The following is a 23,977-nucleotide window of genomic DNA, read 5'->3' as shown; positions in this document are numbered from 1 at the left end:
CAATTCTGTACGACACTATACAGGACAAGGAATTCCAGTATAATGACAAGATGGATATCAATCACATCATCGCAAGCCGCATCAGTGCCCTGCGCGCCACGCACAAACTGTCGCTGGACGCGCTGGCGGCGCTCAGCGGCGTCAGCCGCTCCAACATATCGCTGATCGAACGCGGCCAAAGCAGCGCGTCGGCTACCGTTCTCGACAAACTGGCCGGCGCCCTGGGCGTCACCGTCTCCTCGCTGCTCGAGGACGGCGCTGCGCACGCTGACCCTCCATCACCCGTATCGCGCGGGTCCGACCAGCGCGTGTGGACCGATCCCGCGTCAGGATATCTACGGCGCACCCTTTCCCCGGCCGCGCCGTCGTCGCTTCAACTGGTAGAAGTTGTTTTTCCGCCCGGTCAACGCGTTATCTACGATGCCGCCCTGCGCAATGAGGGAACCGATCAACAGATCTGGATGATGGATGGTGTCATGGAAATCAGCGTCGATGAACAACACTGGCGCCTGGAAGCGGGCGATTGTCTTGTCATGCAATCGGATCAGTCGTTTGTCTATTTCAATCCGATGCAATCGGCTGCGCGTTATCTTGTCGCTTTGGCGACGCTTCCCTCCAAACCCATCAGGAGAAATGAAGCCGGGTAACGGCACCCAACTGCCCGCGATTCACAGAATGTTTTTTCAATATCGTTCTCACGCATCCAGGTAAAACAAGGACAAACGATGTTTTCTTCTTCCACCATAACGATCGGCGTTGAATCACCAGACCAGCCCGACGTGATCGCCCTTATTGCCGAGCTAGACGCTTACCAGGACAGTCTGTATCCGCCGGAAAGCAGGCATGCCCTGGACTTGGCGTCGTTAAAGCAACCCAATGTCTTGTTTGCCGTCGCGAGGGATGAGATCGGCCAGGCAATCGGCTGCGGCGCGCTGGTTTTCTTTCCCGAATTTGGTGAAATCAAACGCCTGTATGTCCATCCTCGCGGTCGAGGGAAAGGCATCGCCAGGAAACTACTGATGACGCTCGAATCACGCGCAGTGCACGCCGAGTGTAAATTACTCAAGCTCGAAACCGGCCCGTATCAAGCTGCGGCATTGGCCCTGTATGCTTCAGCCGGCTATGAGCGCCGTGGGCCGTTTGCCGATTACACCAACGACCCGCTGAGTGTCTTTATGCAGAAACATATCGCAGCATGAAAAGTGGCTTCGTCACTAAAATTGAAGGCTGATCACGATGACAGACGGGCAAAACTAATCTAACTGGCATCTTTGCGCGAACGAAAAGCGGCTACCTTCATCCTGTTTCCGCAAACCGGGAGATTGTGCAAACGCTGGCAAACCTGCCGCCACGCCGATGACAACCCCGATTACTTGCCGCGTGCAACTGTATCGCATGTCATTCTCGGCTCACGGTGCATTCGCTTGGTTAGATTGATTCAGCGAGACAGCCAAGTTCGCTGCGCGCATCCTCATCGCTTGGGAGTGGCTTGCCAGTCCGCTCCGTAACGTCTCGCACAGCCATCCCTGTCACCATTGCGCCCGCCCTGTTCCGTCATCGTGCCCATCTGATGGTCGATGGTTGCTTAAAGATGACATTTTTATCACTATGCCATCGTAAACAAGCCTATCCATTCACGGTTTTCGTGACCCTGAGGCGCTATCGCTTAACGCAGGTTGAGCGCCTCGGACAGCGACCACTTGAGCGGCGCGCCGCTGGCGTCGGTGATCGTCGTCAGGTCGCCGAAAATGCGGCCCTGCATGCTGTCCGGCAGGCGCACGAAGTTGGCGTTGCCGACAATCGCGTCACCGTGCGCAAAACCCCAGGCGAAGAATTTCAGGGTGGCGATGGTCTTTTCCGGATTGTTGCTCGCTTGCGAGGCAACAATGAAAGTACCCGACGTGATCGGCCAAGTGGTCGGGCCGACACGGTCGGTCAGCATTTCTTCGTATTTGGCCTGGGTAACCCACGGGCTGTTCTGCAGTGCGGCCGTGAAACCTTCGGCGCCCGGCGCGACGACCTTGCCATCATGGTTTTTCAGGCGCGTGAACGCCAGTTTGTCTTGCACCACGTATTGATAATCAACGTAGGCAATCGCCCCCGGTGTCTGCTTGAGCGCGCTGACAGCGCCGTTGCTGCCGTTGACCTGCGTAACGCCGTTCGCCCAGGCGACCGTAAAGTTGCGGCCGTAGGCTTGCTTCCAGGCCGGGCTGACTTTGCTCAGGTAATCACTGAAGTTATAGGTCGTACCCGAGCCATCCTGGCGCGCGATGACGCTGATGCCCAGGTCCGGCAATGCCACGCCCGGATTGGCTGCCGTCAGCTTCGGATCGTTCCATTTGGTGATCTTGCGTGAAAAGATATCGGCCAGCAGTTCGCCGGTCAGTTGCACTTCACCGCGCTTGAGACCTGGCAGATTGACCACAGGCACCACGCCCGAGACGGCGCTCGGGAAACAAATCATCTTGCCAGCCTTGAGATCGGCCTGTGATGGCGCGATGTCGGTCGCGCCGAACTCGACGGTTTTAGCCTTGACCTGCTTGATGCCTTCGCTCGAGCCGTTGGCCTGGTAGTTCAGTTTGAGGTTTTGCGACTTGCCGTACACATCGGCAAGCTTGACGTACAGCGGCTGCGCTGCGGACGAACCAGCGCCGCTGATATCGATGGCGTGGGCCGCAAAAGTGGATAAAAGTAATGACAGCGTGACAGTAGTTTTTACAGCAGAGAACATAAATTCCAGGGGTCTTAAAGTAATCGGAACCGCGCCGGCTGCAAGGCAGCCAGGAAACGAGCAACCGAAGAGAATAACAGATGTACAACACCCCGACAATCCGTGCAAATACTTAGTTTTGCTTAAAAATAGGGAAAATTCCCAAGTAAACAGTCACTTATGAGTATTGCATAAAGAATATCCCGTCCGCATGGCTAGCGGCCTCCCCCGAGCGCGCCGGCGTCGCTGCTGTTACAATCGCCCCATGCGACGTTTGTTCATTATTTTCATGCTGCTGATCTTCCCGCTCCAGGTGAGCTGGGCGGTTGCGAGCGCGTATTGCGCGCATGAACCTTCGTCGACCATATCGCATCCCGGCCATCATGAGCATGGCGGCGACGATCATGCCAGCCATGACGAATCGCCGTTCGGTATCGACCAGGATTGTGGCGACTGCCACTTCACCAGCGTCGGCATCACCACCTCCACCAGCGGCGCCATCGCGCCACCGCCCACGGCGTACGCCCACGCGGCCGACGCCGCGCGCCCTGGCACCTTGCGCCCCACCCGTCCTGAACGTCCCAAGTGGCAAGGCCCTGCCTGATCCGGCTGCCGCTGCCGCACTTCTGATACCAGCTCATCGCTAGACGTCACTGCCGTAATCGACACATGCACCGCTGGCGCGCCCGGCCGGATTCCCTTGTCTTTTCAACCAGGAGAATTCGATGTACAAACTCGTCTTGCCGTTAGCAATTGCTGCGGCATTGCCCTGCCATGCGCAGGCTCAAACTACAATGAATGCCAAGGCGCCGGCCGTCGCGGCGCCAGTCCCCGAAAAGGCCGGCTCGCCCGTCCTACCGTTGGGCGCGAAAACCACTGCGGCAAGTCCGCCCGTTGCGGCGCACGTCAATCCCGACATGCAAGCCGCTCCGCTCAGTGCGGTGATGCGTCCGGCAACCGATGCGGCCCCTACTCTGGCGCCGCTGTTGCTGGCCGGCGCGTTGGCGCGCGTGCTGCAAGCGAACCCGGACCTGCGCGCCGGCGCGCATGAAATCGGGGCCCAGTCCGGCGCCGTCATGCAGGCTGGCGTCGCCCCCAACCCGGAGCTGTCCACCTTGGTCGAAGACGCGCGCGAACCGGCCAGGACCACCACCGTCCAGCTCAACGTTCCGATCGAACTGGGCGGCAAACGCACGGCGCGCGTCAATGCCGCGCAGCTCGGGCAAGACGCCGCCGGCGCCGAACTGGCCGTCAAACGCAATGCGGTCCTGGCCTCGGCACGCGCCGCCTTCTACGACTTGCTCGCCGCGCAGCAACACCTGCGCATCGCCAACGATTCGCTGGCCCTGGCCGATGGCGCGCTCGCCGCAGCGTCCAAACGCGTCCTCGCCGGCAAGAATTCGCCGGTCGACGAAACGCGCGCCCGCATCGCCGCCGCCAGCGTCAAAGTCGACCTGGCGCAAGCCGGCGGCGAACTGGCCGGTGCGAAAAACCGCCTCGCCGCGCTCTGGGGCGGAACCGGGCGCGACATCGGCCCGGTCGCGGGACAGCTGGACCGCCTGCCGCCCCAACCCACCCTGCCCCATCTGATGGAACGACTCGGCGCGGCGCCCGCATTACAGTTGGCGCAGGTCGAACTGGCGCGCCGGCAAGCCCTGTCGCAAGTCGAACGCGCCGGTCGCGTGCCCGACCTGACCGTCAGCATCGGTGCCAAGCGCGACGGGCAAGCGGGCCGCAACCAGGCGGTGTTTGGCCTCGCCATTCCCCTGCCCCTGTTCGACCGCAACCAGGGCAAGCTGCACGAGGCGCTGCAACGCAGCGAAAAAGCACGGGTCGAACTTGACGGCGCCCGCGCGCGCCTGACCAACGAACTGGCTCAGGCGCACGAAGCTCTCGCCGTCGCCCGCGAACAAGCCCAACTACTGGGCGACGACATCTTGCCCGGTGCGCAAAGCGCCTACGAGGCCGCCCGCACCGGTTTCGAGTACGGCAAGTTCAATTTGCTCGATGTAATCGACGCCCAGCGCACCTTGTTGCAAGCGCGCACCCAGCACCTGCGCGCCCTGGCGGACGCCCATCGCGCCGCCGCCGACATCGACAGCATCCTCGGCGCCCAAGGCGCCACCCAGACAGTGGAGTAATGCATGAAAACCCCTTTGAACAGAAAACAAGTTATCGTCATCATCGTCGCCCTGCTGATCGGCGCCCTGCTCGCGGCGCTGATCGTGACGCGCAAAAGCGCACAGCCGCAGCACGACGACCATGAGGAGCACGGCGGCCATGCCGAAACAGGCCAGGTCGACCACGGCGGCAAGCCGCACCAGGAAGACGCAGTCCCGGCACGCGGCCCCCACGGCGGCAAGCTGTTCGTCAGCCAGGGCTACGGCCTGGAAGCTACTATCTTCGACCACAGCGCCGGCCCGCAGTTCCGTATTTATACTTACCAGGACGGCAAAGCGCTCGATCCCACGGCCAGCAAGGTCCAGGTGACGCTCGAACGCCTGGGGCGGCCAGCCCAGACCATGCGTTTCGCACGCGAAGAAGACTACCTGCGCGGCGACGCCGTGGTCGGCGAGCCGCACTCGTTCAAGGTTGGCGTGCTGGCGGAGCACGGCGGCAAGACTTACCGCTTCGCCTACGACCAGGTCGAGGCGCGGGTGACGATGTCGGAAACCCAGGTCGCCCAGAACGGCATCGACATCCACACCGCCGGTCCGGCGCGCATCAAGAGCGTGCTTAAACTCAATGGCGAGATCGCCCTCAACGCCGATCGCACGGTGCACGTGGCCCCGCGCCTGGCCGGCATGGTCGAGTCGGTCAGCGCCAATGCGGGCCAGACGGTGCGCAAGGGCCAGGTGCTGGCGGTGCTGTCGAGCCAGGCCCTGGCCGGCGAGCGCAGCGCCTTGCTGGCCGCGCAACAGCGCCTGGTGCTGGCGCGCAGCGTGTTCGAGCGCGAGCGCACCTTGTGGCAACAAAAAATCACAGCGGAACAGGATTATCAGCAAGCCCGCGCCGCCATGCAGGAAGCCGAGATCGCCACCCAGGGCGCGCGCCAGAAACTCGACGCGCTCGGCGTCGGCGCCGGCAGCCTCGGGCAGCTGGCGCGCTATGAAGTACGGGCCCCGATCGATGGCGTGATCACGCAAAAAACCGTGGCCGCGGGCGAATCGGTGAAGGAAGAAGCCAGCTTGTTCGTGGTGGCCGACATGTCCACCGTCTGGGCCGAGCTCTCCGTGAGCGCGCGCGACCTGGAAACCATCCGCCAGGGCCAGAACGCCACCGTGCGCGCGGCCGACGCCAGCGCCAGCGGCACCATTTCCTATGTCAGCCCCCTGGTCGGCGAGCAAACCCGGGCCGCCAAGGCGCGCGTGGTCTTGCCCAACCTCAAGGGTGTATGGCGTCCCGGACTGCCGGTGACGGTGGACGTGGTTGCCGCCGAGGTCACCGTGCCGGTCGCGGTGCTGCTCGAAGCGGTGCAGAACGTCAATGAATTGCCCTCGGTATTCGGCCGTTACGGCGACCATTTCGAAGCGCGCCCGCTGGTGCTTGGGCGCAGCGATGGCGAGTCGGTCGAGGTGCTCAGTGGCCTGCTGGCGGGCGAGAAATATGCCGCCAAGAACAGCTTTTTGATCAAGGCCGACCTCGGCAAAGCCGGCGCCAGCCACGACCATTAAGGACCGCCATGTTCGATACTCTTATCCGTTTTTCCATCGAACGCCGGTGGCTGGTGCTGATGCTGGCCGCTTTCATGGCCGCGCTCGGCATCTATAGTTATCGCCAGTTGCCGATCGATGCCGTGCCCGACATCACCAACGTCCAGGTCCAGGTCAACACGTCCCTGCCCGGCTATTCGCCGCTGGAAGCCGAGCAGCGCATCACCTTCCCGGTCGAAACGGCGATGGCCGGCCTGCCCGGCCTGGAACAGACCCGTTCGCTCTCGCGTTACGGCCTGTCGCAAGTGACCGTGATTTTCAAGGATGGCACCGACATCTATTTCGCCCGTCAACTGGTCAACGAACGCCTGCAACAGGCGCGCGCCGGCTTGCCCGCCGGCGCCTCGCCGGAGATGGGGCCGATGTCCACCGGCCTGGGCGAGATCTATATGTGGACCGTGGAAGCCAAGCCCGGCGCGCTGAAAACCGACGGCACGCCATTCAATTCCACCGACCTGCGCCAGATCCAGGACTGGATCGTCAAGCCGCAACTGCGCAATGTGCCGGGGGTAACTGAAATCAACACCATCGGCGGCTACGCCCGCGAAATGCACGTGGCCCCGAATCCCGGCCAGATGGTGGCGCACGGGCTGGCCCTGTCCGACATCGTCGAAGCGCTGGAACGCAACAACAGCAACGTCGGCGCCGGCTATATCGAACGTGGCGGCGAGCAATACCTGGTGCGCGTGCCGGGCCAGGTCGGATCGAGCGAGGATATCGGCGGCATCATTTTGCGCTCGTCGCAGGGCGTGCCGCTGTACATCCGCGACGTGGCCGAGGTGGGCGTGGGCAAGGAATTGCGCACCGGCGCCGCCTCCGAGAATGGCCAGGAAGTCGTGCTCGGCACGGTCTTCATGCTGATCGGCGAAAACAGCCGGGCCGTCTCGGCCGCGGTGGACAAGAAACTCGGCGAGATCAACAAAACCTTGCCGGCCGGCGTGATCGCGCGCACCGTCTACGACCGTACCGACCTGGTCGACAAGGCGATCGGCACCGTGCGCCAGAACCTGCTCGAAGGCGCGGCGCTGGTGATCATCGTGCTGTTCCTGTTCCTCGGGAACATCCGCGCCGCGCTGATCACCGCGCTGGTCATTCCCCTGGCCATGCTGGCCACCTTCAGCGGCATGGTTGCCAATGGCGTCAGCGCCAACCTGATGAGCCTGGGCGCGCTTGACTTCGGCATCATCATCGACGGCGCCGTGGTAATCGTGGAAAACTGCGTGCGCCGCCTGGCCCACGCCCAGGCCGCCGCCGGCCGCCCCCTCACGCGCGAAGAGCGCCTGCGCGAAGTATTCGCCGCCGCAGGCGAAGCGCGCCGCCCGCTACTGTTCGGCCAGCTCATCATCCTGGTGGTGTACCTGCCGATCTTCGCCCTGACTGGCGTCGAGGGCAAGATGTTCCATCCGATGGCGTTCACGGTCGTGGCCGCGCTGGTGGCGGCGATGGTGCTATCGGTCACCTTCATTCCGGCCGCCGTGGCGCTCATGATCGGCAACAAGGTCAGCGAGCACGACAGTCGCCTGATGGCCTGGGCACGCCGCGCCTACCTGCCCCTGCTGCGCCGCTCGAGCGCCAACAAGGCGCCGGTGCTGGTCATCGTCGGCGTGGTCATCGGCCTGTCGGCGCTGCTGGCCACGCGCCTGGGCAGCGAATTCGTGCCCAGCCTGAACGAAGGCGACATCACCATGCACGCGCTGCGCATTCCCGGCACCAGCCTGACCCAGGCGGTCGAGATGCAACTGGCGCTGGAACGCACGATCAAGCAACTGCCCGAGGTCGATACCGTGTTTTCCAAGATGGGCACGGCGGAAGTGGCGACCGATCCCATGCCGCCCAGCGTGGCCGACACCTTCATCATGCTCAAACCCGAGTCCGAGTGGCCCAGGCCGAAACGCAGCAAGGAAGAGTTACTTGCTGCGCTGGAACAGGCGGTTGGCAAGGTTCCGGGCAACAACTACGAGTTCACCCAGCCGATCCAGATGCGCTTCAACGAGTTGCTGTCCGGGGTGCGCAGCGACGTGGCGATCAAGGTGTTCGGCGACGACAGCGCCGTCATGGGGCGCAGCGCCGAACAGATCGCCGCCGTGCTCGAAACCATCCCCGGCGCGGCCGATGTGAAGGTCGAGCAGACTACCGGCCTGCCGATGCTCACCATCCGCATCGACCGCGCCCGCACCGCGCGCGTGGGCGTGAACGTGGGCGACGTGCAGCAGGCGATCGCCACCGCCATCGGCGGGACCGGCGCCGGTTCGCTGTTCGAAGGCGACCGCCGGGTCGACATCGTGGTGCGCCTGCCCGAGAACCTGCGCGCCGACCTGGACGCCATCCGGCGCCTGCCGATCCGCGTGGCGGCGCGCGAGGGCGACCGGGCGGCCGCCTATGTGCCGCTAGGCGACGTAGCGCAGCTGGACATGGCGCCCGGGCCGAACCAGATCAGCCGCGAAAATGGCAAGCGCCTGGTGGTCGTCACCGCCAACGTGCGCGGGCGCGACATCGGCTCGTTCGTGGCGGACGCGGGCGCGGCCATCGGCCAGCAGGTCAAGATTCCGCCAGGGTACTGGATTACCTGGGGCGGCACCTTCGAGCAGTTGCAATCGGCCACCAGCCGCCTGCAGTTGGTGGTGCCGGCCACCCTGGCGCTGGTGTTCATGCTGCTGTTCGTCATGTTCGGCAATATGCGCGATGGCTTGCTGGTGTTTACCGGCGTGCCGTTTGCGCTGACCGGCGGCATCGTGGCGCTGTGGATGCGTGGCATTCCGATGTCGATCTCGGCGGCGGTCGGGTTTATCGCATTGTCCGGCGTGGCGGTGCTCAATGGACTGGTGATGATTTCGTTCATTCGCGGCTTGCGGGCGGAAGGCATGCCCTTGGCGCAAGCGGTCGAAACCGGGGCGATGACGCGCTTGCGGCCGGTGCTGATGACGGCGCTGGTGGCCTCGCTCGGCTTCGTGCCGATGGCGCTGGCGACCGGCACCGGGGCGGAAGTGCAGCGACCGCTGGCGACCGTGGTGATCGGCGGGGTGCTGTCATCGACCTTGCTGACACTGCTGGTGCTGCCGCTGCTGTATCAGTGGGCGCACCGGCGCGATGCCTGAGCCGAGATGCGGGCGGCGACGCCGCCCGCATTCACTCCCTCATTCATGCCGGCGCATATACTATGGCGATATAGGAAGCGCAACTGGAAATTGAATGCCTTACGATATTACATGCTGGGTTGAAGTGGGCACGGAGCCGATGAAATCGGCCTCGCCCAGGGTGGCGCCGGCATCATGGGTGGCTATAAAGGAGTTGAGTCATATCAATTTTCGTCCAGACTGTTTTTCCGCGGACGTGTTTGCACTTGCCAAACATGCCGACGAGGGAATGGGTATCTTCGCTGATCGCGGGATACCCGACAATCCCAGTGGGGCGGTGGCTGATTTTTTGGCCGCAATCGAGCTGGAAACAATAGCCGACGGGTGCGACCTGGGTTTTATGGGACACACCTACGTCACCCTGCTTGAGCTGAAACGGATTGCGTTGCCGTCGAGTGGTCAATGGCATGTACTGCAGCAAAAAGTTGCGGCGTTTCAGCGAGAATCAGGGCATGCCGATTCCGAGGTGAGGCTTGTATTGATCGGCGATTGGTGAGAACGTCAAATCGGGCCCATGGGCTAACACCGGGACGCATTGACAAGCCGCCCGCAACGACAAGTCCCGGACAGTCGCACATCACGGAGCTGGCCCGGTTCAGAACCGACAACGTCCTGCGGAAAACGCGATGAACAAAGAACGAATGAAAATCGACCTGACCTATGCCCGCTCGCCACTTTACGTGCGGCAGACCGTTGCACTTGCGTTTGGCATCCCCCTCGGCCAGGAATTCACCTGGCACATCCTGCGCGACCGCATTTGCGCACTGCCCGCATCGGAGCTGCCGAAGAGCATTACATTCACAGGCTTGAGTCAAATGAGCATGATCATCCGGGAGGAGTCGGAAAACCTGAGCGCCTTCTTACGTGAGCTTCGGCGATATCATCCTCATATTGAAGTCTGGATTACCATTCTTGATTGACGTTGCAACGACGGTCGAAAAACCCACATTGCACGCTTATGGTGGCGAATCTGGTGATCACGGCAAGGGCGTGCATTCGATCAGCCCGCCTTTTTTTGCTCAGCTCGAGAAGTTTCCGCTTGCCATGGGCATTTAGGCGAAGATTGAAACTGCGGTCGTCTTCGGTGTTTCCGCTATAAAAACTGGACCATGCGGGTTGGGCCTTCCACAAGTTTTGCATAGCCGTCGGCCCCGCCATTGCGTTTCTTCCCGGTATTGAAACATGCGAGCAGCGTGATGCTGCGCGGCTTTTCCTTTTTGGGATGCCAAAATACGACAACCCAATTATCTTTTTTCAGTCATATTCCTGCCCTGATTATGTTCCACCATCAACGTTGATTGCTCGTGACATCATATGCATTGCATGGTGAAACTATCTATGCAATTTAGAGCAACAAGTAATTTCGCATTACCAAGTTTGCGATTGAAATTGAAACTATAGTATCCTAGAAACAATTCTCAGTTCGCCATTGTATTGATAAATGAAAGTTAATCAATTTTATCAATGTATTAATAAGTTCATTTCCCTCCATACTTGGATCGCCATTTGGCCTACATCTTTGGAGATCGTCATGACGTCGTACATGAACAAGCTATTGACCGCACTCACCGTTGCAGCACTCAGTTTGCCTCTCTCTGCGGCAGCGGCCACCTTTACGCTCAGCGCCTCCCAGACCGACCAATCCTGGATGTCCAGCCCGGGAAATTTTGAAATCGGTCGTTTTTCCCTCCAGTCGAATGTGGGCGACATCATCAGCCTCAACTCATCTGTCACGCTGATCGACCAGGGCTGGGGCGGCGAGAATCCGGACAACGGCGTCTCCGTCCGCCTGTTTGCCGGAGAAACGTCAATCTACACGCTGCATGTGGCCGGCGCCAACCACAGCTGGAAGACCGACACGTACTCCCTGGCCTCGAACGCCGCCGACTTTGCCGGCATCAATGCCGCTCTCGACAATGCCGATTGGGGCGCCGGCGTCACCGTGCGCATGTACACCAACGCATGGGGATATCCGGGATGGGAGTTGCACACGCGCAATTCCAGCCTCGACATGACCACGGGCGTCATCGCCGTTCCGGAGCCGTCGAGCTATGCCATGCTGCTGGGCGGCCTGACCCTGCTCGGCGGGGCCGCGTGGCGCCGCCGGGACAAAACGACGACGTGATACCGTCGCGCCGCCGCATGGGCCCTACCGTGGCGGCACTGGCACCCCGGAATGGCGACGGGCCGCTACCAAGTCGGTAAGGTTCCATCCGCACTGCCCGGCGCGGTGAGCGGCTATGTCGATAGCCCGGACAAGGCCGCCACCAAATCCCGCCACCGCACCAATGCGAGACCTGGAAGTCACGCGTGTCGAAGCTTGCCTCAATACCCTGGACAAACGCAGCATCGACGCATGCCGCGCATCCCGGAGCCAGCGCGCAAGCGTATCAGGCAACAGCATCTTCCCACCGAGCCGATTAGGTAAGATGGGGCCCGACAACTCACGCCCGATGTTTCCACCATGCCGACCCTGATCCTCACGCCCCGCTACACCGACGACGCCCAAGCCCTGTGGAAAGCCGCCGCCGGCCTCGGCTGGCAAGTCGAACGCCTGACCAGCTGGCGCGTGCCGGCCCCTTTGCAGGCATTGCCCGATCCGGTGCTGTACGGCGAAGCGCTGTTCGGCCCCACGCTGGCGGCGGAACTGGGCCTGGAGCTGCTCAACCCGGCCGAAGACTGGCTGGTGCGGCTGCCGTTCGACTACCGCAAGCGCGCCATTTCCTTGAGCACGCTGGGCCAGGCGCGCCAGCTGGCGGCGCCAGCCTTCGTCAAGCCGCCCAACGACAAGAGCTTTCCGGCCGCCGTCTACCGCGGCGCCGACCTGCCCGCGGAGTATGACGAGGACATGCCGGTGCTGGTGTCCGAGGTCGTTACCTGGGAAAAGGAATTTCGCTGCTTCATCCTCGATCGCACCCTGCGCACCTGGTCGGTCTATTCGCGCGCGGGCCACTTGCAGCGCGACGCCGGTTTCCACAGCACCCTTGAAGAAGATACGCAAGTTCAAGAGTTCATCGCGCGCCTGCTGGCCGACCCGGCCATCGACCTGCCGGCCGCCACCGTGGTCGACATCGGCACGATTGCCGGCTTGGGCTGGGCCTGCGTGGAGCAAAATGCGGCCTGGGGCGCGGGCATCTATGGCTGCGACCCCGGCCAGGTGCTGGCGGTGTTGCAGCGTGCCTCGATCCGGACGAGCACCGTCAAAAACATATGAAGTGTCGCGAATCAAAGACGTTCCGCACTGGCCTTTGATGCCGCGCAAAGTCGGTGCACTTGATGCAAGGCGCGTGAAAGGTGCTGCCTATACTTCCAACAACAGCCAGCCTCAGCATTAGCGCCGAGGCCGTGCTGTCGGGGAAATGCGCCGCATTTTCGAGGGGACAATCACACATCACACAGGAGCGTCACATCATGGATACCAACGCCGTCGATCTGCGTACCACCCTGGCCACACAACCTATCGACCGGGCCGTCAGCGTTTCGCTGCCGAGCCAGGTCTATTTCGACCTGGACCAGTTCCAGCGCGTCCAGAAAGAGCTGCTCGGCCAACTCGGCTGCCCGGCCTGCACCTCGGGCTTCGATATCCGCTACGATATCCAGCGCCGCTTCATCGTCGACGCCAACCTGGCGCTGCAAGCGACCGGGCTGGCGCAAAACCAGCTCTCGCCCTGACATGCGCAACCTGCCCGAAACCGGCGTCGGCATGGTGTGCCTGCCTGGCCTCGAAGCGTTCATCGAGGCCGCGCACGACCTGATCGACGTCATCGAAATCGAACCCCAGCCGCTATGGTTCAAGTCGGCCGCCGCCGGGGTGCCGTACGCGGTCAATGCCGATGTCCTGGCGCAGCTGTGCGCCGATCCGCATCCGAAACTGGTGCATGGCGTCGGTTTTCCGGTCGGCGGCAGCGTGCCACCCGAACCAGACCAGGTGGCGCTGTTTGTCGATGTGGTCAAGGCGCTGGGCGCGTCCTGGGCCAGCGAGCACCTGAGTTTTTCGCGGGTCGACGGCGCCGACGGCGTTTTCAATACCGGCTTTTTGCTCCCTCCCGTGCAAAGCGCGCAAACCGTGGCGCTGGCCGCAGCCAATATCCGCGCCCTGAGCGCGCAATTGCCGGTCCCGTTTGCGTTCGAAACCGGCGTCAACTACTTGCGCCCGATGCACGGCGAAATGTCGGACGGCGCCTTTTTTGGCGCGATTGCCGAAGAAGCCGATTGCGCCATCCTGCTCGACCTGCATAATCTGTGGTGCAACGAGAAGAATGGCCGCCAGGGCGTGCTGGCGGCGCTCGATGAAATGCCCTTGGAGCGCGTGTGCGAAGTGCACCTTGCCGGCGGCGACCATCTCGACGGGTATTATCTCGACGCCCACTCCGGGCTGGTGCCGCCCGAGCTGATGCAGCTGGCGCACACGGTGCTGCCACGGCTGCCGAACCTGAAGGCCCTCATTTTCGAGATCGTGCCCGCCTACATGCCGGCGCGCGCCATCGCCCAGCGCGAGCTGCGGGCGCAGTTGCTCGACCTGCGCCAGCTGTGGGACGAGCGCACCAGGCGCCTTCAAGTCGCCGGCGGCGCGCCGCGCGCCAAGGCCCGCAACATCACGGCCGCCGACAGCGCCTTGCCCTCGCCGACCGAGTGGGAGCGCGCCCTGGCCGGGCGCGTGCTCGAATCGGATGCCGACGCGCCCTTTGCGCAAGTGTTCGACGCCGACAATGGCGTGGCCGTCCTGCGCCAGCTGGTGGCGGCGGTGCGCAGCGGGACCATCGTCGATTCGATGACGCTCAGTTACCGCCTCATTGTGCTCAGTCTCGGCGAGCCGGCGTTTCTGGCGCTGCTGCGGGCGTTCTGGAAAACCCGCCCGCCCGAACCGTTTGCCACCGAAGAAGCGCTCAATTTCGCCGAATTCCTGCGCACGCAGGCGCTCGCCATTCCGCATCTGGACGAGGTGCTGGCGTTCGAACTGGCGTCGCACCAGGTGCGCATGTACGCGCAGCATAAGACCGTGCGCTTTACCTGCTCGCCACTGCCGCTGCTGATGGCCTTGCGCCAGGCGCGCATGCCCGATTTTGCCGACCAGGGCGATTTTGCGCTGACCATCGAGCCATGAATGCGTGCAATCGCCAAAACAATGCTTGAACCCTGGTTCCCGATATCTTACGATGCCGGGAGTGTCGATCATCAAAGGTTCCAATGCAATCGAAACGCATGCCGATGTTGTCGGCCCTGCCCCTCCCTGTCCTGCTGATAGCGCTATGTTTGTCGGGATGCGCTTCTTCCCACCGGCCCGATCTGGCGTCGCTGAACATGCGCGACACCTTGCAGGTTCTCGCCGAACAGCACCATGTGTGCGGTGTGGCCGTGGCGGTCATCAGGCAACGCCAGCTTGCGTCGATCGATTCCGCGAGCGGCTGCACGCCGGCGCCCAAGGTCGATGCCAACAGCGTTTTCCAGGCGGCCTCGCTCAGCAAGCCGGTCTTCGCGTATGCGGTACTGAAGCTGGCGGCGCAAGGGAAACTGGAACTCGACGCGCCGCTCATGCGCTATTTGCCGCAAGGTTACCGGCACCAGTTCGATCCGCTGAAAGCGCAGCCTTCCGAACTGGTGACCGATCCGCGACTTGCGGCCATTACCGTGCGCATGGTGCTGAACCACACCTCGGGATTGCCGAATTGGGCGTCGGGACCACTGCGTTTCGAGGCCGCTCCCGGAACCGCATGGCATTATTCGGGCGAAGGCTACGTGCTGCTGCAGCGCGCTGTGGAGGCGGTCAGCGGCCAGCGGCTCGATCAATTCATGCGCGCGCAGGTATTCACGCCCTTGGGCATGACCCACAGCGACTATGCATGGAGCGAACGCATCGCCCCGAACCTGATGCCGGGAAGCAAGGCGAATGGCGCGCCGAGGGCGGGCCTGGCGCTCAATGAGCCGAATGCCGCTTTTTCTCTCCACACTTCGGCGGCCGATTATGGAAAATTCCTCGTCGCGCTGCTCGGCGATGACGAGATCCTGGCGCAGTTGAGCGCATCGCCGGTGCCTGTCGATGCGGGCCTGGGCCTGGATTGGGGCTTGCAATGGGGAATCGAGCGCGATCGGGACGCGTCCTATATTTGGCATTGGGGAAACAACACCGGCTACCGCGCCTTCGTGATGGCCTCCGTCCGGACCGGTGACGGTTTTGTGATGCTCACCAACAGCGAAAACGGCCTGGAACTGGCGCAACCACTGGCACAAAAAATCGTGCCGGGCGAGCACAAGCTGTTCCAGTCACCGATCCTGGGAACGGATATGTTGAACGTGCTCTGCAACACCCTGCATATCTGCCTGTAGCGCTCAGCGCGGCTGGCGTCGCACCAGTTCGATCTCGAATAGCTTTGGCCACAGTTTGCCGGTGACGAACAGGCGCTTTTTCTTGCCGTCGTAGGCGATGCCGTTCAGCACATCGACCGTCCCGCTCGCACGGCTCTTTTCATCGAGCAAGCCGGCCAGGTCGATCCAGCCGACCACCTTGCCGCTGGCCGGGTCGATCCGCGCGATCACGTCCGATCCCCACACATTGGCATACAGTTCGCCGTCGACCCACTCCATCTCGTTGAGTCGGTCGATCGGCTTGCCCTCGGCGGTGACCTGGATGCGCCTTACTTCGGCCAGGGTCTTGGGATTGAGCACGCGAATGACGGCGGTGCCGTCGCTCATGAACACATCGCTGCCGTTATTGGCCAGGCCCCACCCTTCGCCGGGATACGAAAAGGTCTGCTTCATCTTCAGCGTGGCCTTGTCGAACACAAAGCCGACGTGCGAAGTCCACGTCAGCCCGACGATGGTGTTGCCGACATCGGTGATGCCTTCGCCGAAGTAGTCGGAGGCGATGTCGGTCTTCATCAGCACCTTGCCGGTCTTCAGGTCGGTCTTGCGGACCGAGGACTTGCCGTTCAAGCCAGTGCTTTCGTACAAAATGCCATCGGTATAAAACAGGCCCTGGGTAAATGCGTCCGGATCGTGCGGGTACGTATTTTTGACCAGGAAGCCGTACACGGGAATGGCCGCCTGCGCGGCGGCGGCGGCGCCGGCCAGCAGCGCAGCGGCGGCCAATAGGATCAATCTCTTCAAATAACACCTCGGGTCGGAGCCATGAAACGGACGTCATGCCGTTTCTCAAGGCATGAATACTAATACAATTGAGCAGGAACGGCGTCGCAAGCGCGGGCGCTGCCGAAAAATTGATCACTCACCATGGGAGTCCTGCTTGAATATTCGCGATGCCGCAGCCGGCGATGCCGCCGAAATTGTTTCGATCTACAACCACTTCATCCTCACCACCAGCATTTCATTCGAAGAAGAAAGCGTCAGCGAGCAAGCCATGGCCAGCCGCATCGCCGACATCCAGGGCGGCGCGCTGCCGTTCCTGGTGCTTACCGACGGCGACACCATCACCGGCTATGCCTACGCCACCAAATGGCGCGTGCGCCACGCCTACCGCTTCGCCGCCGAAACCTCGATCTACCTGCTGCCCGGCCACGGCGGCAAAGGCCACGGGGCGGCGCTGTACACCGCCTTGCTGGCGCGCCTGGCCGAGGCCGGCATTCACATGGCAATCGGCGGCATCGCGCTGCCCAATCCCGCCAGCGTGGCCTTGCACGAAAAATTCGGCTTCAACAAAGTCGCCCACTTCAGCGAGGTCGGCTTCAAGTTCGGGCGCTGGATCGACGTCGGGTACTGGGAGCTGAAACTCGAAGGCGCTTAAAAAGCCACTTGCAATCTATCAGTCGCGGTTTCTCTTTGGAATGATAATATGCAAAATTGCCTAGTTTGCAAGCCAAGGAAAATTGATGGAAGTATTCTTATTGTTGCTGGTGGTGGCGTCTTACGCGCACTTCCTCAGTGTGAGCAAGGATGCTCGACGGCGTACCGACGCGCTGGAAAAAAAGCTGGCGGAACTGAAAGCGGAAGTTGTCGTGCTCAGGGACGAAACGGGGCGGCGCACCGTCGCCGACTCGGCGGCGACGGCAATGGCCGCGACGGTCCAGGGCGCGCTGGCGCGCAACGAGGCTGCCAGGGCGGCCAGGACGGCGGCCAGGACGGCGCGCATGGCGCCGGATATCGACACTGCCGCCACTGCCGCGAAAGCTGTGGACGCTGTAGACGTTCCGCGGCAGTTACCACCACAGGCAACGTCGCAGCCGATTGCGCCGGCAGCGCCAACGCCGCCGAAGGCGCCACCCGTCCTCCGGGCTGCCGCCCCCGTTCCTGTCGCCCCCGTTCCTGCGGCGCCAGCCCCCGTGCCGACCACACCCGTCGCGCCCGCCTCTGCGCCGCAGCGCCCCGCAGCATATGGGCAGCGCGGCGATACCACCCCGGCCTGGGTCACGGCGGCAAAAAACTGGATGTTCAGCGGTAACCTGGTCGCCAAGCTCGGCCTGATGATCCTGTTCATCGGCGTCAGCTTCCTGCTCAAATACGCGGTCGAACGCAACATTGTGCCGATCGAGTTGCGCCTGGCCGGCATCGTCATCGCCGATATCGCCCTGCTGGTCTGGGGCTGGCGCATCCGCGAGAGCCGGCGCGGCATCAGCCTGCCGGTGCAGGGCGCGGCGCTCGGCATCCTGATGCTGGTCACCTTCGGCGCCTTCCGCATGTACCACCTGATCCCGGGTGGCCTGGCGTTCGGCCTGCTGTTCGCGCTGACCTTCTTTACCTGCCTGCTGGCGGTGCTGCAGAACGCCTTCTGGCTGGCCGTGTTCGGCATTACCGGCGGTTTCCTGGCGCCGATCATGACGTCCACCGGCCAGGGCAGCCATATCGGGCTGTTCTCTTACTACGCCTTGTTAAACGCCGGCATCCTCGGCATCGCGCTCAAGCGCGCCTGGCGCACGCTCAACCTGATCGGCTTCGCGTTCACCTTCGTCATCGGCACCGCATGGGGCGTGTTGCGCTACGTACCCGAAAACTATCTGTCCACCCAGCTGTTCCTGATCGTCTTCGTGCTGTTCTACGTCGCCATCGCGATCGCTTACGCACAGCGCCAGGCGCCCGCGCTGAAGAACTATGTCGACGCCACCCTGGTGTTCGGCGTGCCGCTGGTGGCCTTCGGCCTGCAGTACGGCCTGCTCAAGGACACCCGCTTCGGCGTGGCCTTCTCGGCGCTTGGCCTGGGCCTGTTCTACACCTCGGTCGCGCTGGTCATGTGGCGGCGCGGCGCGCAGAACTTCCGGCTGCTGGTCGAATCGTTCCTGGCCATGGGCCTGGTGTTCGGCACGCTGGCCCTGCCGTTCGCGCTGGACGGCCGCTGGACCTCGGCCGCCTGGGCGCTGGAAGGCGCCGGCGTGGTCTGGGTCGGCCTGCGCCAGCGCCAGGCGCTCACCTGCGGCTTTGGCTTGCTGGTGCAAGCCGGCGCGTGGATCTCCTTCCTGGCGGCGATCGCCGGCATCGGCGGCGCCGACGCGGCCAATGCCAACCTGTGGCTCGGCTTCCTGCTGTTGACCGGCACCGCCTTCCTGATGGCCACCAACTTCCGCTCGCGCGAAGCCGACCTGCCGTCGCCGTTGCCGCGCGGGCTGGGCGGCGCTTTCCTGACGGTGGCGGCGATCTGGCTGGTCGCCGGCGCCTGGACCGAAGCCATCCTGCGCAGCAGTGGCGGCGTCCAGGCCACCCTGATGGCGGCCAGCGCCCTGGTGTCCTCAATGATCCTGGCCTTGATCGCCAGGCGCATGCAGTGGCCGCTGGCGCGCGCGCTCGCGCTGGCCGTGCAGGTGGTGGCCGGCGCGGTCCTCGCGCTGCTGATCTGCGCCATGCTGCTGCTCGCGTTCGACCCCGACGTCCAGCTGTTCCGGACCCCGTTCCTGGCCGCGCTGCTGATCTTTGCAGGGGCCATCTTCAGTAGCTGGGCCATGCAACGCGGACCCCAGCCGCAACAGCCAAAGCTGTCGCACATCATGCTGCTCTGGTCGGCTGCGTGGTGGTTCGTTCCGGTCCTGATGCTGTTCTGCGTGTGGCTGACCCGTCACTATCAGTTGATCGCCGGCGGCTATTCGCACGACACCGCATCCTTGTACGCCTATGGCGTGGCACTGTCGCTGTCGGCGATCGCGTTCGCGGCGGCGGCCAAGCGCCTGGCCTGGCCGGCACTGCGCTGGTTCAGCGGCGCGGCCTGGGCCGGCCTGGTGGTGGCCACCGCCTGGACCCTGTCGGTGCTGTACGGCGGCGACACGGTGGCGGTCGAAGCGGCCGTGGCGCTGGCCTGCCTGTGGCTGACCTCGGAGTACATGCTCAAGCGCTGGCCGGCCAACGGCTGGGCCGTGGCCACGCCCTGGCTGGAGCTGCTGCACACGGTCCGCACCGCCGGTCCGTGGCTGATGATCTGGCCGGTCGCCTCGATCGCGGTATCGCGCTGGCTGTTCGGCGTCGATAACGCCGATGCGGTGCTGCTCAGCCAGGCTGGCTGGCAAACCAGCGGCAGCTGGGCGCGCTTCATCCCGGCCTGGCTGATGATGCTCGCCATCGTCTGGCTGATCGGCCGCGCGCGCGCCGACAAGTGGCCGGCGGCGCCGGTCGCCAGTTGGCACCGCAGCACCCTGATCCCGCTGGCGACCGGCTGGTCGCTGATGCTCGCCGCCGTCTGGAACCTGACCCAGGATGGCGCCATGGCGCCCCTGCCCTACCTGCCGGTTCTCAATCCGCTCGACCTGACCACCGGCTTCGCGGTGGTGCTGGCGGTGGCCTGCTACCGCATGCGCCTGGTTGATGCGCGCAGCGACGAGGATCGCGCGCTGCTGGCGCGCGTGCCCTCGGTGCTGGCCTGGGCCGGCTACGCCTGGTTCAACCTGATGCTGCTGCGCACGGCGGCGCATTATCTGCACATCCCGTACACCGGGACGCAGTTGTACGACTCGCAGTTCATCCAGGCCATGCTGTCGCTGGTTTGGAGCATTTCGGCCCTGCTGCTGATGTGGCGCGCGGCCAAGCACGCCTCGCGCAAGCAGTGGGTGATCGGTGCGGTGCTGCTCGGCCTGGTGGTCGGCAAGCTGTTCCTGGTCGACCTGTCGAACGTCGGCGGGGTGGCGCGCATCGTCAGCTTTGTCGGGGTCGGCCTGCTGATGGTCATGATCGGCTATATTGCACCGTTCCCAACGCAACAAGAAAGCGCGCCGGAAGCACCGGCGCCATGAACCAAGGATCCACGTTGATGTCAAATATTCCCAAGGCTTCGCTGTACCTGGCGGCGCTGGCCGCGGCCAGTTCTCCCCTGGCGCTGGCCGAGGCCCCGCCCAGCGACCTGCCGGGCGACTACCGCCACGCCTTGCCGCTGACGGTCAGCGGCAAGGAATCGGTGGTCCAGCTGCGCCTGCCCAAGGACGTGTACCTGCACGCCCGCACGGCGGACTTGCGCGACCTGCGCCTGTTCGATGCGCAAGGCAACAAGCTGGCGTTCAGCTTGCAGGAACCGGTGCCGCGCGCCGAGCGCTCGCGGCGCGACCTGCCGGTGCGCCTGTTCGGCGTGCAAACGGCGCGCCCGGCCGGCTCCCTCGCCGACACCGACATCGAAGTGCAGCGCTCCGGCGACGGCACGGTGCTGTCGGTCAGCGCGCGCACGCGGCCGGTGACGGGCGCTGCCGATGGCGGCATGGACACGCTCGTGCTCGACCTCGGCGCCAGCGCCGCGGCCGCCACCATCGATGCGCTGCGCTTCACCCTGCCCGCCGGCGTGAGCCGCTACAACGCGCGCGTGGTGCTGGAAGTGAGCGACGATCTTAAGCACTGGGATACGGCCGGCGAGACCGACCTGTCCTGGCTGGTCAACGAGCGCAACGAAACCCTGGCCAGCGACCGCATGGACTTCGAAGCGCGCGCCTTCCGCTATGCGCGCCTGAGCTGGCGCCAGGGCAAGCCGCTGCAGTTCGCCGGCATCACCGCCGAGTCGCCCCTGAACACGGCGCTGGCGCCGCAGGTGGAACGCCTGCTGATCCAGCCCAAGCCGGGGCGCTTTGCCAACGACCATGTGTATCCGGCCTCGGTGGCCATTCCGGTGCAGCGCATCGGGGTCGACCTGGGCGAGCAGAACGTGGTCATGCCGGCCCAGCTTGGTCATTACGTGGAATTGCCCGACCGCGAAGGCGGCAAGACCAGCACCTGGCACTTCGAACCGCTGGCGGCGGCCACCTTCTACCAGTTGACCCAGCGCGGCAAGCGACGCGCCTCGGGCGACATCGGCATCACCCCGGCGCACCAGGCCGAGTGGGTGCTGCGCACGGAAAACGCCGGGGCGGCGGCGCCGGCCCTGCGCCTGGCCTGGACCCCATCGACAGTGGTATTTCTCGCCAACGGCAAGCCGCCCTACCGGCTGGCCTTCGGGCGCGCCGACGCCAAACCGGGCGCCAGTTCGCTGGCGCAGGTGGCGCCCGGTTTTACGCCCGCCGAAATCGCCGTCCTCGAAAGCGCGGTGGCCGGGCCGCTGCAAACATCCCAGGCTGCTGTGACCGAAGGTCCCGGCGCGGCCGACAAGGCGGCCGACGCCGCGCGCATGCGCATGTTCGCCCTGTGGGGCGCGCTGCTGGCGGGCGTGGGCGTACTGAGCTTTATGGCGTGGCGCCTGATCAAGCAGATGAAATAGCAAGACCGGCGTGCGGCGTCAGGTGAACAAGAGGGACACGCAATGCAGCGCCAGCCCCACCAGCCCGCCGACGATGGTGCCGTTGATGCGGATATATTGCAGGTCGCGCCCCACGTGCAGTTCGAATTTGCGCGCGATGGTGTCGGCATCCCAGCTGCGGATCACGCGCCGCACCAGGGCGATGATCAGTTCGCGCCTGGACACGATGGTCTGCGCCGCGAAGGTGCGCAGCCAGTCGTTGATGCGCTGCTGGATCGCCGGATTGCGCTCGAGCGCGCGGCTGAACGCCTGCAAGGCCGATTGCAGGTGCGCCGACAGTTGCGAATCATCCGATTCGGCATCGGCCAGCAAGCGGTCGCGCACGTCTTCCCACACCTGGCCCACATAAGTGCGGAACAGTGGATGGTTCAGGCTGCTCTCTAACAGGCCGCGCAACTTTTCTTCGTATTCCGGCGAGTGTGCCAGGTTCTCGATCAGCTCTTCGGTGGCAGCCTGGAAGCGCACCCGCCATTCGCTGTCTTCGCCCCGGATCTCTTCCAGCGTATTTTGCACCGCTTCCATCAGGCGCTCGTAGAATTTTTCGTCTATGGCGCGCGGCAACCAGCGCGGGCTGTGCTCGTGTACTTTCTGGCGGATGTAGGGGCGATGCGCTTCCAGCGCGCCTGAAACGAGCCCGAGCAGGCGTTCCAGCAGCACATGATGCTGGCGTCCCGCCACCAGCACCGACAACACTTGCGACAGGATCGGCGCCAGCTTGACGTCCTGCAGCGCGCCGGACAGCGCCTCGCGCAGGAAAGCGGCGGCGTCCTTGTCGTCGATCATGCGCAGCAGCACCGGCACCGCGCTGACGGCCTGGTCGGCCACGGCGCGGTTGTTGGCGCTCTGCGCCAGCCAGTGCGCGGCCGAGCCGGCGAAGTCGATGCGCACCAGTTCGGCGTGCACTACATCGTAGCTCATGAAATTTGTTTCGAGAAAATTGCCCAGGTTTTCGCCGATCTTTTCCTTATTCGTGGGAATGATGGCGGTATGCGGGATGGGCAAGCCCAGCGGATGGCGGAACAAGGCGGTCACGGCGAACCAGTCGGCGATCGCGCCGACCATCGCCGCTTCCGCGAACGCGGCCACGAAGGCAAACGCCGCATGACGCGGTTCGAGCAGGCGGGCGGCAACGAACACCAGCGCCATCGCCACCAGCAAGCCGGTGGCGATCCGACGCATGCGCGTCAGCCCTGCCTGCTGTTCGCTTTCGCGCACGGAGCGAGGCGTAATCAGAGCTTGATCGTGCCGTGTTCGCCCGGATCGACGTCGGGCGTGGTGCCGGTCAGGACGGCCTTGGCCATTTCGAACAGGCTGACCACCTTGCCGCCGGTCGAATCCCAGTACTCGGCGCTGCTCGAGACCACGCGCACCAGCACCACATGCGCATCATCCGGGCCGTGCGGGTACCAGGCCTGGACCGCCGGGTTCCACATGGCCTTGATCTTGGCGCGGTCGACGATGCGCTCGGCGCGGCCGCTGACCGACACATAGGTATGGTCTTCCGGCTCGGCGAAGCTGACGTTAACGTCGGGGTGGGCGACGATGTCTTCCCACAGTTCGCTATCGGTCGAGGTGTAGAACCACAGGTTGCCTTCGTTGTCGGTTTCCTGGTTGGTCATCGGACGGCTCACCAGGCGGCCCTGGGCGTTGACGGTGGTGAACATGGCGAAGCGAATCGACTTGATCTTGGACTTCAACTCAGCCACTTGATCGGAATGGTTATATGCTGACATGGGCTTTTCCTTCACGCGGTTCTAGGTTATTAAGAAACTGTATCGTA

The 23,977-nt window shown here is 63.7% G+C and carries 21 protein-coding genes; 17 read left to right on the top strand and 4 right to left on the bottom strand.

The window, feature by feature from the left end:
• Positions 1 to 50 precede the first annotated feature (50 nt).
• Together F0185_RS20675 and F0185_RS20670 are read left to right on the top strand one after the other, a co-directional pair.
• The gene (locus F0185_RS20675; protein WP_167227622.1) at positions 51 to 647 is read left to right on the top strand and encodes a helix-turn-helix domain-containing protein; all 597 of its coding nucleotides are present in this window, start codon (positions 51 to 53) and stop codon (positions 645 to 647) included.
• A gap of 78 nt (positions 648 to 725) precedes the next feature.
• Positions 726 to 1,199, top strand: coding sequence for a GNAT family N-acetyltransferase (locus tag F0185_RS20670; RefSeq protein ID WP_187362599.1), 474 nt, complete (start codon positions 726 to 728; stop codon positions 1,197 to 1,199).
• A gap of 467 nt (positions 1,200 to 1,666) precedes the next feature.
• Here F0185_RS20670 and pstS read toward each other — a convergent pair whose 3' ends face one another.
• A complete protein-coding gene (gene pstS / locus F0185_RS20665; protein WP_167227620.1) occupies positions 1,667 to 2,731 on the bottom strand; it encodes a phosphate ABC transporter substrate-binding protein PstS in 1,065 nt (354 codons plus the stop codon).
• 244 nt (positions 2,732 to 2,975) lie between these two features.
• On the opposite strand from pstS, the gene F0185_RS20660 reads away from it, so the two are divergent.
• The 12 genes from F0185_RS20660 to F0185_RS20605 all read left to right on the top strand — a co-directional run bounded on the left by F0185_RS20660 (position 2,976) and on the right by F0185_RS20605 (position 15,881).
• Entirely contained in the window at positions 2,976 to 3,314 is a 339-nt protein-coding gene (locus F0185_RS20660) for a cobalt-zinc-cadmium resistance protein (RefSeq protein WP_167227618.1), read from the top strand.
• Positions 3,315 to 3,504: 190 nt separating this feature from the next.
• Positions 3,505 to 4,851, top strand: coding sequence for a TolC family protein (locus F0185_RS20655; RefSeq protein ID WP_167227616.1), 1,347 nt, complete (start codon positions 3,505 to 3,507; stop codon positions 4,849 to 4,851).
• 3 nt (positions 4,852 to 4,854) lie between these two features.
• On the top strand, positions 4,855 to 6,384 hold the full coding sequence (locus tag F0185_RS20650) for an efflux RND transporter periplasmic adaptor subunit (RefSeq protein ID WP_167227614.1): 1,530 nt from the start codon (positions 4,855 to 4,857) through the stop codon (positions 6,382 to 6,384).
• 8 nt (positions 6,385 to 6,392) lie between these two features.
• Complete coding sequence (locus tag F0185_RS20645) at positions 6,393 to 9,518, top strand: efflux RND transporter permease subunit (protein ID WP_167227612.1); 3,126 nt, start codon at positions 6,393 to 6,395, stop codon at positions 9,516 to 9,518.
• A gap of 94 nt (positions 9,519 to 9,612) precedes the next feature.
• Positions 9,613 to 10,053, top strand: coding sequence for a hypothetical protein (locus tag F0185_RS20640; protein WP_167227610.1), 441 nt, complete (start codon positions 9,613 to 9,615; stop codon positions 10,051 to 10,053).
• Positions 10,054 to 10,183: 130 nt separating this feature from the next.
• The gene (locus tag F0185_RS20635; RefSeq protein WP_167227608.1) at positions 10,184 to 10,477 is read left to right on the top strand and encodes a hypothetical protein; all 294 of its coding nucleotides are present in this window, start codon (positions 10,184 to 10,186) and stop codon (positions 10,475 to 10,477) included.
• Entirely contained in the window at positions 10,470 to 10,613 is a 144-nt protein-coding gene (locus F0185_RS20630; RefSeq protein ID WP_167227606.1) for a hypothetical protein, read from the top strand. The genes F0185_RS20635 and F0185_RS20630 overlap by 8 nt, the downstream gene beginning before the upstream one ends.
• Positions 10,614 to 11,088: 475 nt before the next feature.
• Positions 11,089 to 11,682 (top strand): PEP-CTERM sorting domain-containing protein, encoded by a 594-nt coding sequence (locus F0185_RS20625; protein WP_229477109.1) that lies wholly within the window; start codon positions 11,089 to 11,091, stop codon positions 11,680 to 11,682.
• Between the two features lie 339 nt (positions 11,683 to 12,021).
• Complete coding sequence (locus F0185_RS20620; RefSeq protein ID WP_167227602.1) at positions 12,022 to 12,771, top strand: ATP-grasp domain-containing protein; 750 nt, start codon at positions 12,022 to 12,024, stop codon at positions 12,769 to 12,771.
• A gap of 197 nt (positions 12,772 to 12,968) precedes the next feature.
• Entirely contained in the window at positions 12,969 to 13,229 is a 261-nt protein-coding gene (locus F0185_RS20615) for a hypothetical protein (RefSeq protein ID WP_167227600.1), read from the top strand.
• Position 13,230: 1 nt separating this feature from the next.
• A complete protein-coding gene (locus F0185_RS20610) occupies positions 13,231 to 14,661 on the top strand; it encodes an MbnB/TglH/ChrH family RiPP precursor modification enzyme (protein WP_167227598.1) in 1,431 nt (476 codons plus the stop codon).
• Positions 14,662 to 14,759: 98 nt separating this feature from the next.
• Entirely contained in the window at positions 14,760 to 15,881 is a 1,122-nt protein-coding gene (locus F0185_RS20605; RefSeq protein WP_167227596.1) for a serine hydrolase domain-containing protein, read from the top strand.
• 3 nt (positions 15,882 to 15,884) lie between these two features.
• On the opposite strand, the gene F0185_RS20600 is transcribed toward F0185_RS20605, so the two are convergent.
• Positions 15,885 to 16,661: a glutaminyl-peptide cyclotransferase gene (locus F0185_RS20600; protein WP_167227594.1), complete on the bottom strand. Its 777-nt coding sequence runs from the start codon at positions 16,659 to 16,661 to the stop codon at positions 15,885 to 15,887.
• A 136-nt stretch (positions 16,662 to 16,797) separates the two neighbouring features.
• On the opposite strand from F0185_RS20600, the gene F0185_RS20595 reads away from it, so the two are divergent.
• The 3 genes from F0185_RS20595 to F0185_RS20585 all read left to right on the top strand — a co-directional run bounded on the left by F0185_RS20595 (position 16,798) and on the right by F0185_RS20585 (position 22,158).
• On the top strand, positions 16,798 to 17,295 hold the full coding sequence (locus F0185_RS20595) for an arsinothricin resistance N-acetyltransferase ArsN1 family B (protein ID WP_229477108.1): 498 nt from the start codon (positions 16,798 to 16,800) through the stop codon (positions 17,293 to 17,295).
• An 85-nt stretch (positions 17,296 to 17,380) separates the two neighbouring features.
• Entirely contained in the window at positions 17,381 to 20,716 is a 3,336-nt protein-coding gene (locus tag F0185_RS20590) for a DUF2339 domain-containing protein (RefSeq protein WP_167227590.1), read from the top strand.
• A 17-nt stretch (positions 20,717 to 20,733) separates the two neighbouring features.
• A complete protein-coding gene (locus tag F0185_RS20585) occupies positions 20,734 to 22,158 on the top strand; it encodes a DUF3999 family protein (protein WP_167227588.1) in 1,425 nt (474 codons plus the stop codon).
• 18 nt (positions 22,159 to 22,176) lie between these two features.
• On the opposite strand, the gene F0185_RS20580 is transcribed toward F0185_RS20585, so the two are convergent.
• Both F0185_RS20580 and F0185_RS20575 read right to left on the bottom strand, forming a co-directional pair.
• Positions 22,177 to 23,412, bottom strand: coding sequence for a DUF445 domain-containing protein (locus tag F0185_RS20580; RefSeq protein ID WP_370664045.1), 1,236 nt, complete (start codon positions 23,410 to 23,412; stop codon positions 22,177 to 22,179).
• A gap of 14 nt (positions 23,413 to 23,426) precedes the next feature.
• Positions 23,427 to 23,930: a pyridoxamine 5'-phosphate oxidase family protein gene (locus tag F0185_RS20575; RefSeq protein WP_167227586.1), complete on the bottom strand. Its 504-nt coding sequence runs from the start codon at positions 23,928 to 23,930 to the stop codon at positions 23,427 to 23,429.
• Positions 23,931 to 23,977 lie beyond the last annotated feature (47 nt).

Source organism: Massilia rubra (genome assembly GCF_011682065.1).
Classification (GTDB): Bacteria; Pseudomonadota; Gammaproteobacteria; order Burkholderiales; family Burkholderiaceae_D; genus Telluria_A; species Telluria_A rubra.
This window is presented reverse-complemented; position numbering and strand designations above follow the sequence as displayed.

Excerpts from the sequence above, each read along its gene's own strand:
- pstS (WP_167227620.1), bottom strand. The coding sequence starts at position 2,731 with ATGTTCTCTGCTGTAAAAACTACTGTCACGCTGTCATTACTTTTATCC.
- F0185_RS20590 (WP_167227590.1), top strand. The coding sequence starts at position 17,381 with ATGGAAGTATTCTTATTGTTGCTGGTGGTGGCGTCTTACGCGCACTTC.
- F0185_RS20605 (WP_167227596.1), top strand. The coding sequence starts at position 14,760 with ATGCCGATGTTGTCGGCCCTGCCCCTCCCTGTCCTGCTGATAGCGCTA.
- F0185_RS20615 (WP_167227600.1), top strand. The coding sequence starts at position 12,969 with ATGGATACCAACGCCGTCGATCTGCGTACCACCCTGGCCACACAACCT.
- F0185_RS20575 (WP_167227586.1), bottom strand. The coding sequence starts at position 23,930 with ATGTCAGCATATAACCATTCCGATCAAGTGGCTGAGTTGAAGTCCAAG.
- F0185_RS20585 (WP_167227588.1), top strand. The coding sequence starts at position 20,734 with ATGTCAAATATTCCCAAGGCTTCGCTGTACCTGGCGGCGCTGGCCGCG.
- F0185_RS20655 (WP_167227616.1), top strand. The coding sequence starts at position 3,505 with ATGAATGCCAAGGCGCCGGCCGTCGCGGCGCCAGTCCCCGAAAAGGCC.
- F0185_RS20660 (WP_167227618.1), top strand. The coding sequence starts at position 2,976 with ATGCGACGTTTGTTCATTATTTTCATGCTGCTGATCTTCCCGCTCCAG.
- F0185_RS20625 (WP_229477109.1), top strand. The coding sequence starts at position 11,089 with ATGACGTCGTACATGAACAAGCTATTGACCGCACTCACCGTTGCAGCA.
- F0185_RS20650 (WP_167227614.1), top strand. The coding sequence starts at position 4,855 with ATGAAAACCCCTTTGAACAGAAAACAAGTTATCGTCATCATCGTCGCC.
- F0185_RS20670 (WP_187362599.1), top strand. The coding sequence starts at position 726 with ATGTTTTCTTCTTCCACCATAACGATCGGCGTTGAATCACCAGACCAG.
- F0185_RS20610 (WP_167227598.1), top strand. The coding sequence starts at position 13,231 with ATGCGCAACCTGCCCGAAACCGGCGTCGGCATGGTGTGCCTGCCTGGC.
- F0185_RS20635 (WP_167227608.1), top strand. The coding sequence starts at position 10,184 with ATGAACAAAGAACGAATGAAAATCGACCTGACCTATGCCCGCTCGCCA.
- F0185_RS20620 (WP_167227602.1), top strand. The coding sequence starts at position 12,022 with ATGCCGACCCTGATCCTCACGCCCCGCTACACCGACGACGCCCAAGCC.
- F0185_RS20640 (WP_167227610.1), top strand. The coding sequence starts at position 9,613 with ATGCCTTACGATATTACATGCTGGGTTGAAGTGGGCACGGAGCCGATG.
- F0185_RS20645 (WP_167227612.1), top strand. The coding sequence starts at position 6,393 with ATGTTCGATACTCTTATCCGTTTTTCCATCGAACGCCGGTGGCTGGTG.
- F0185_RS20675 (WP_167227622.1), top strand. The coding sequence starts at position 51 with ATGGATATCAATCACATCATCGCAAGCCGCATCAGTGCCCTGCGCGCC.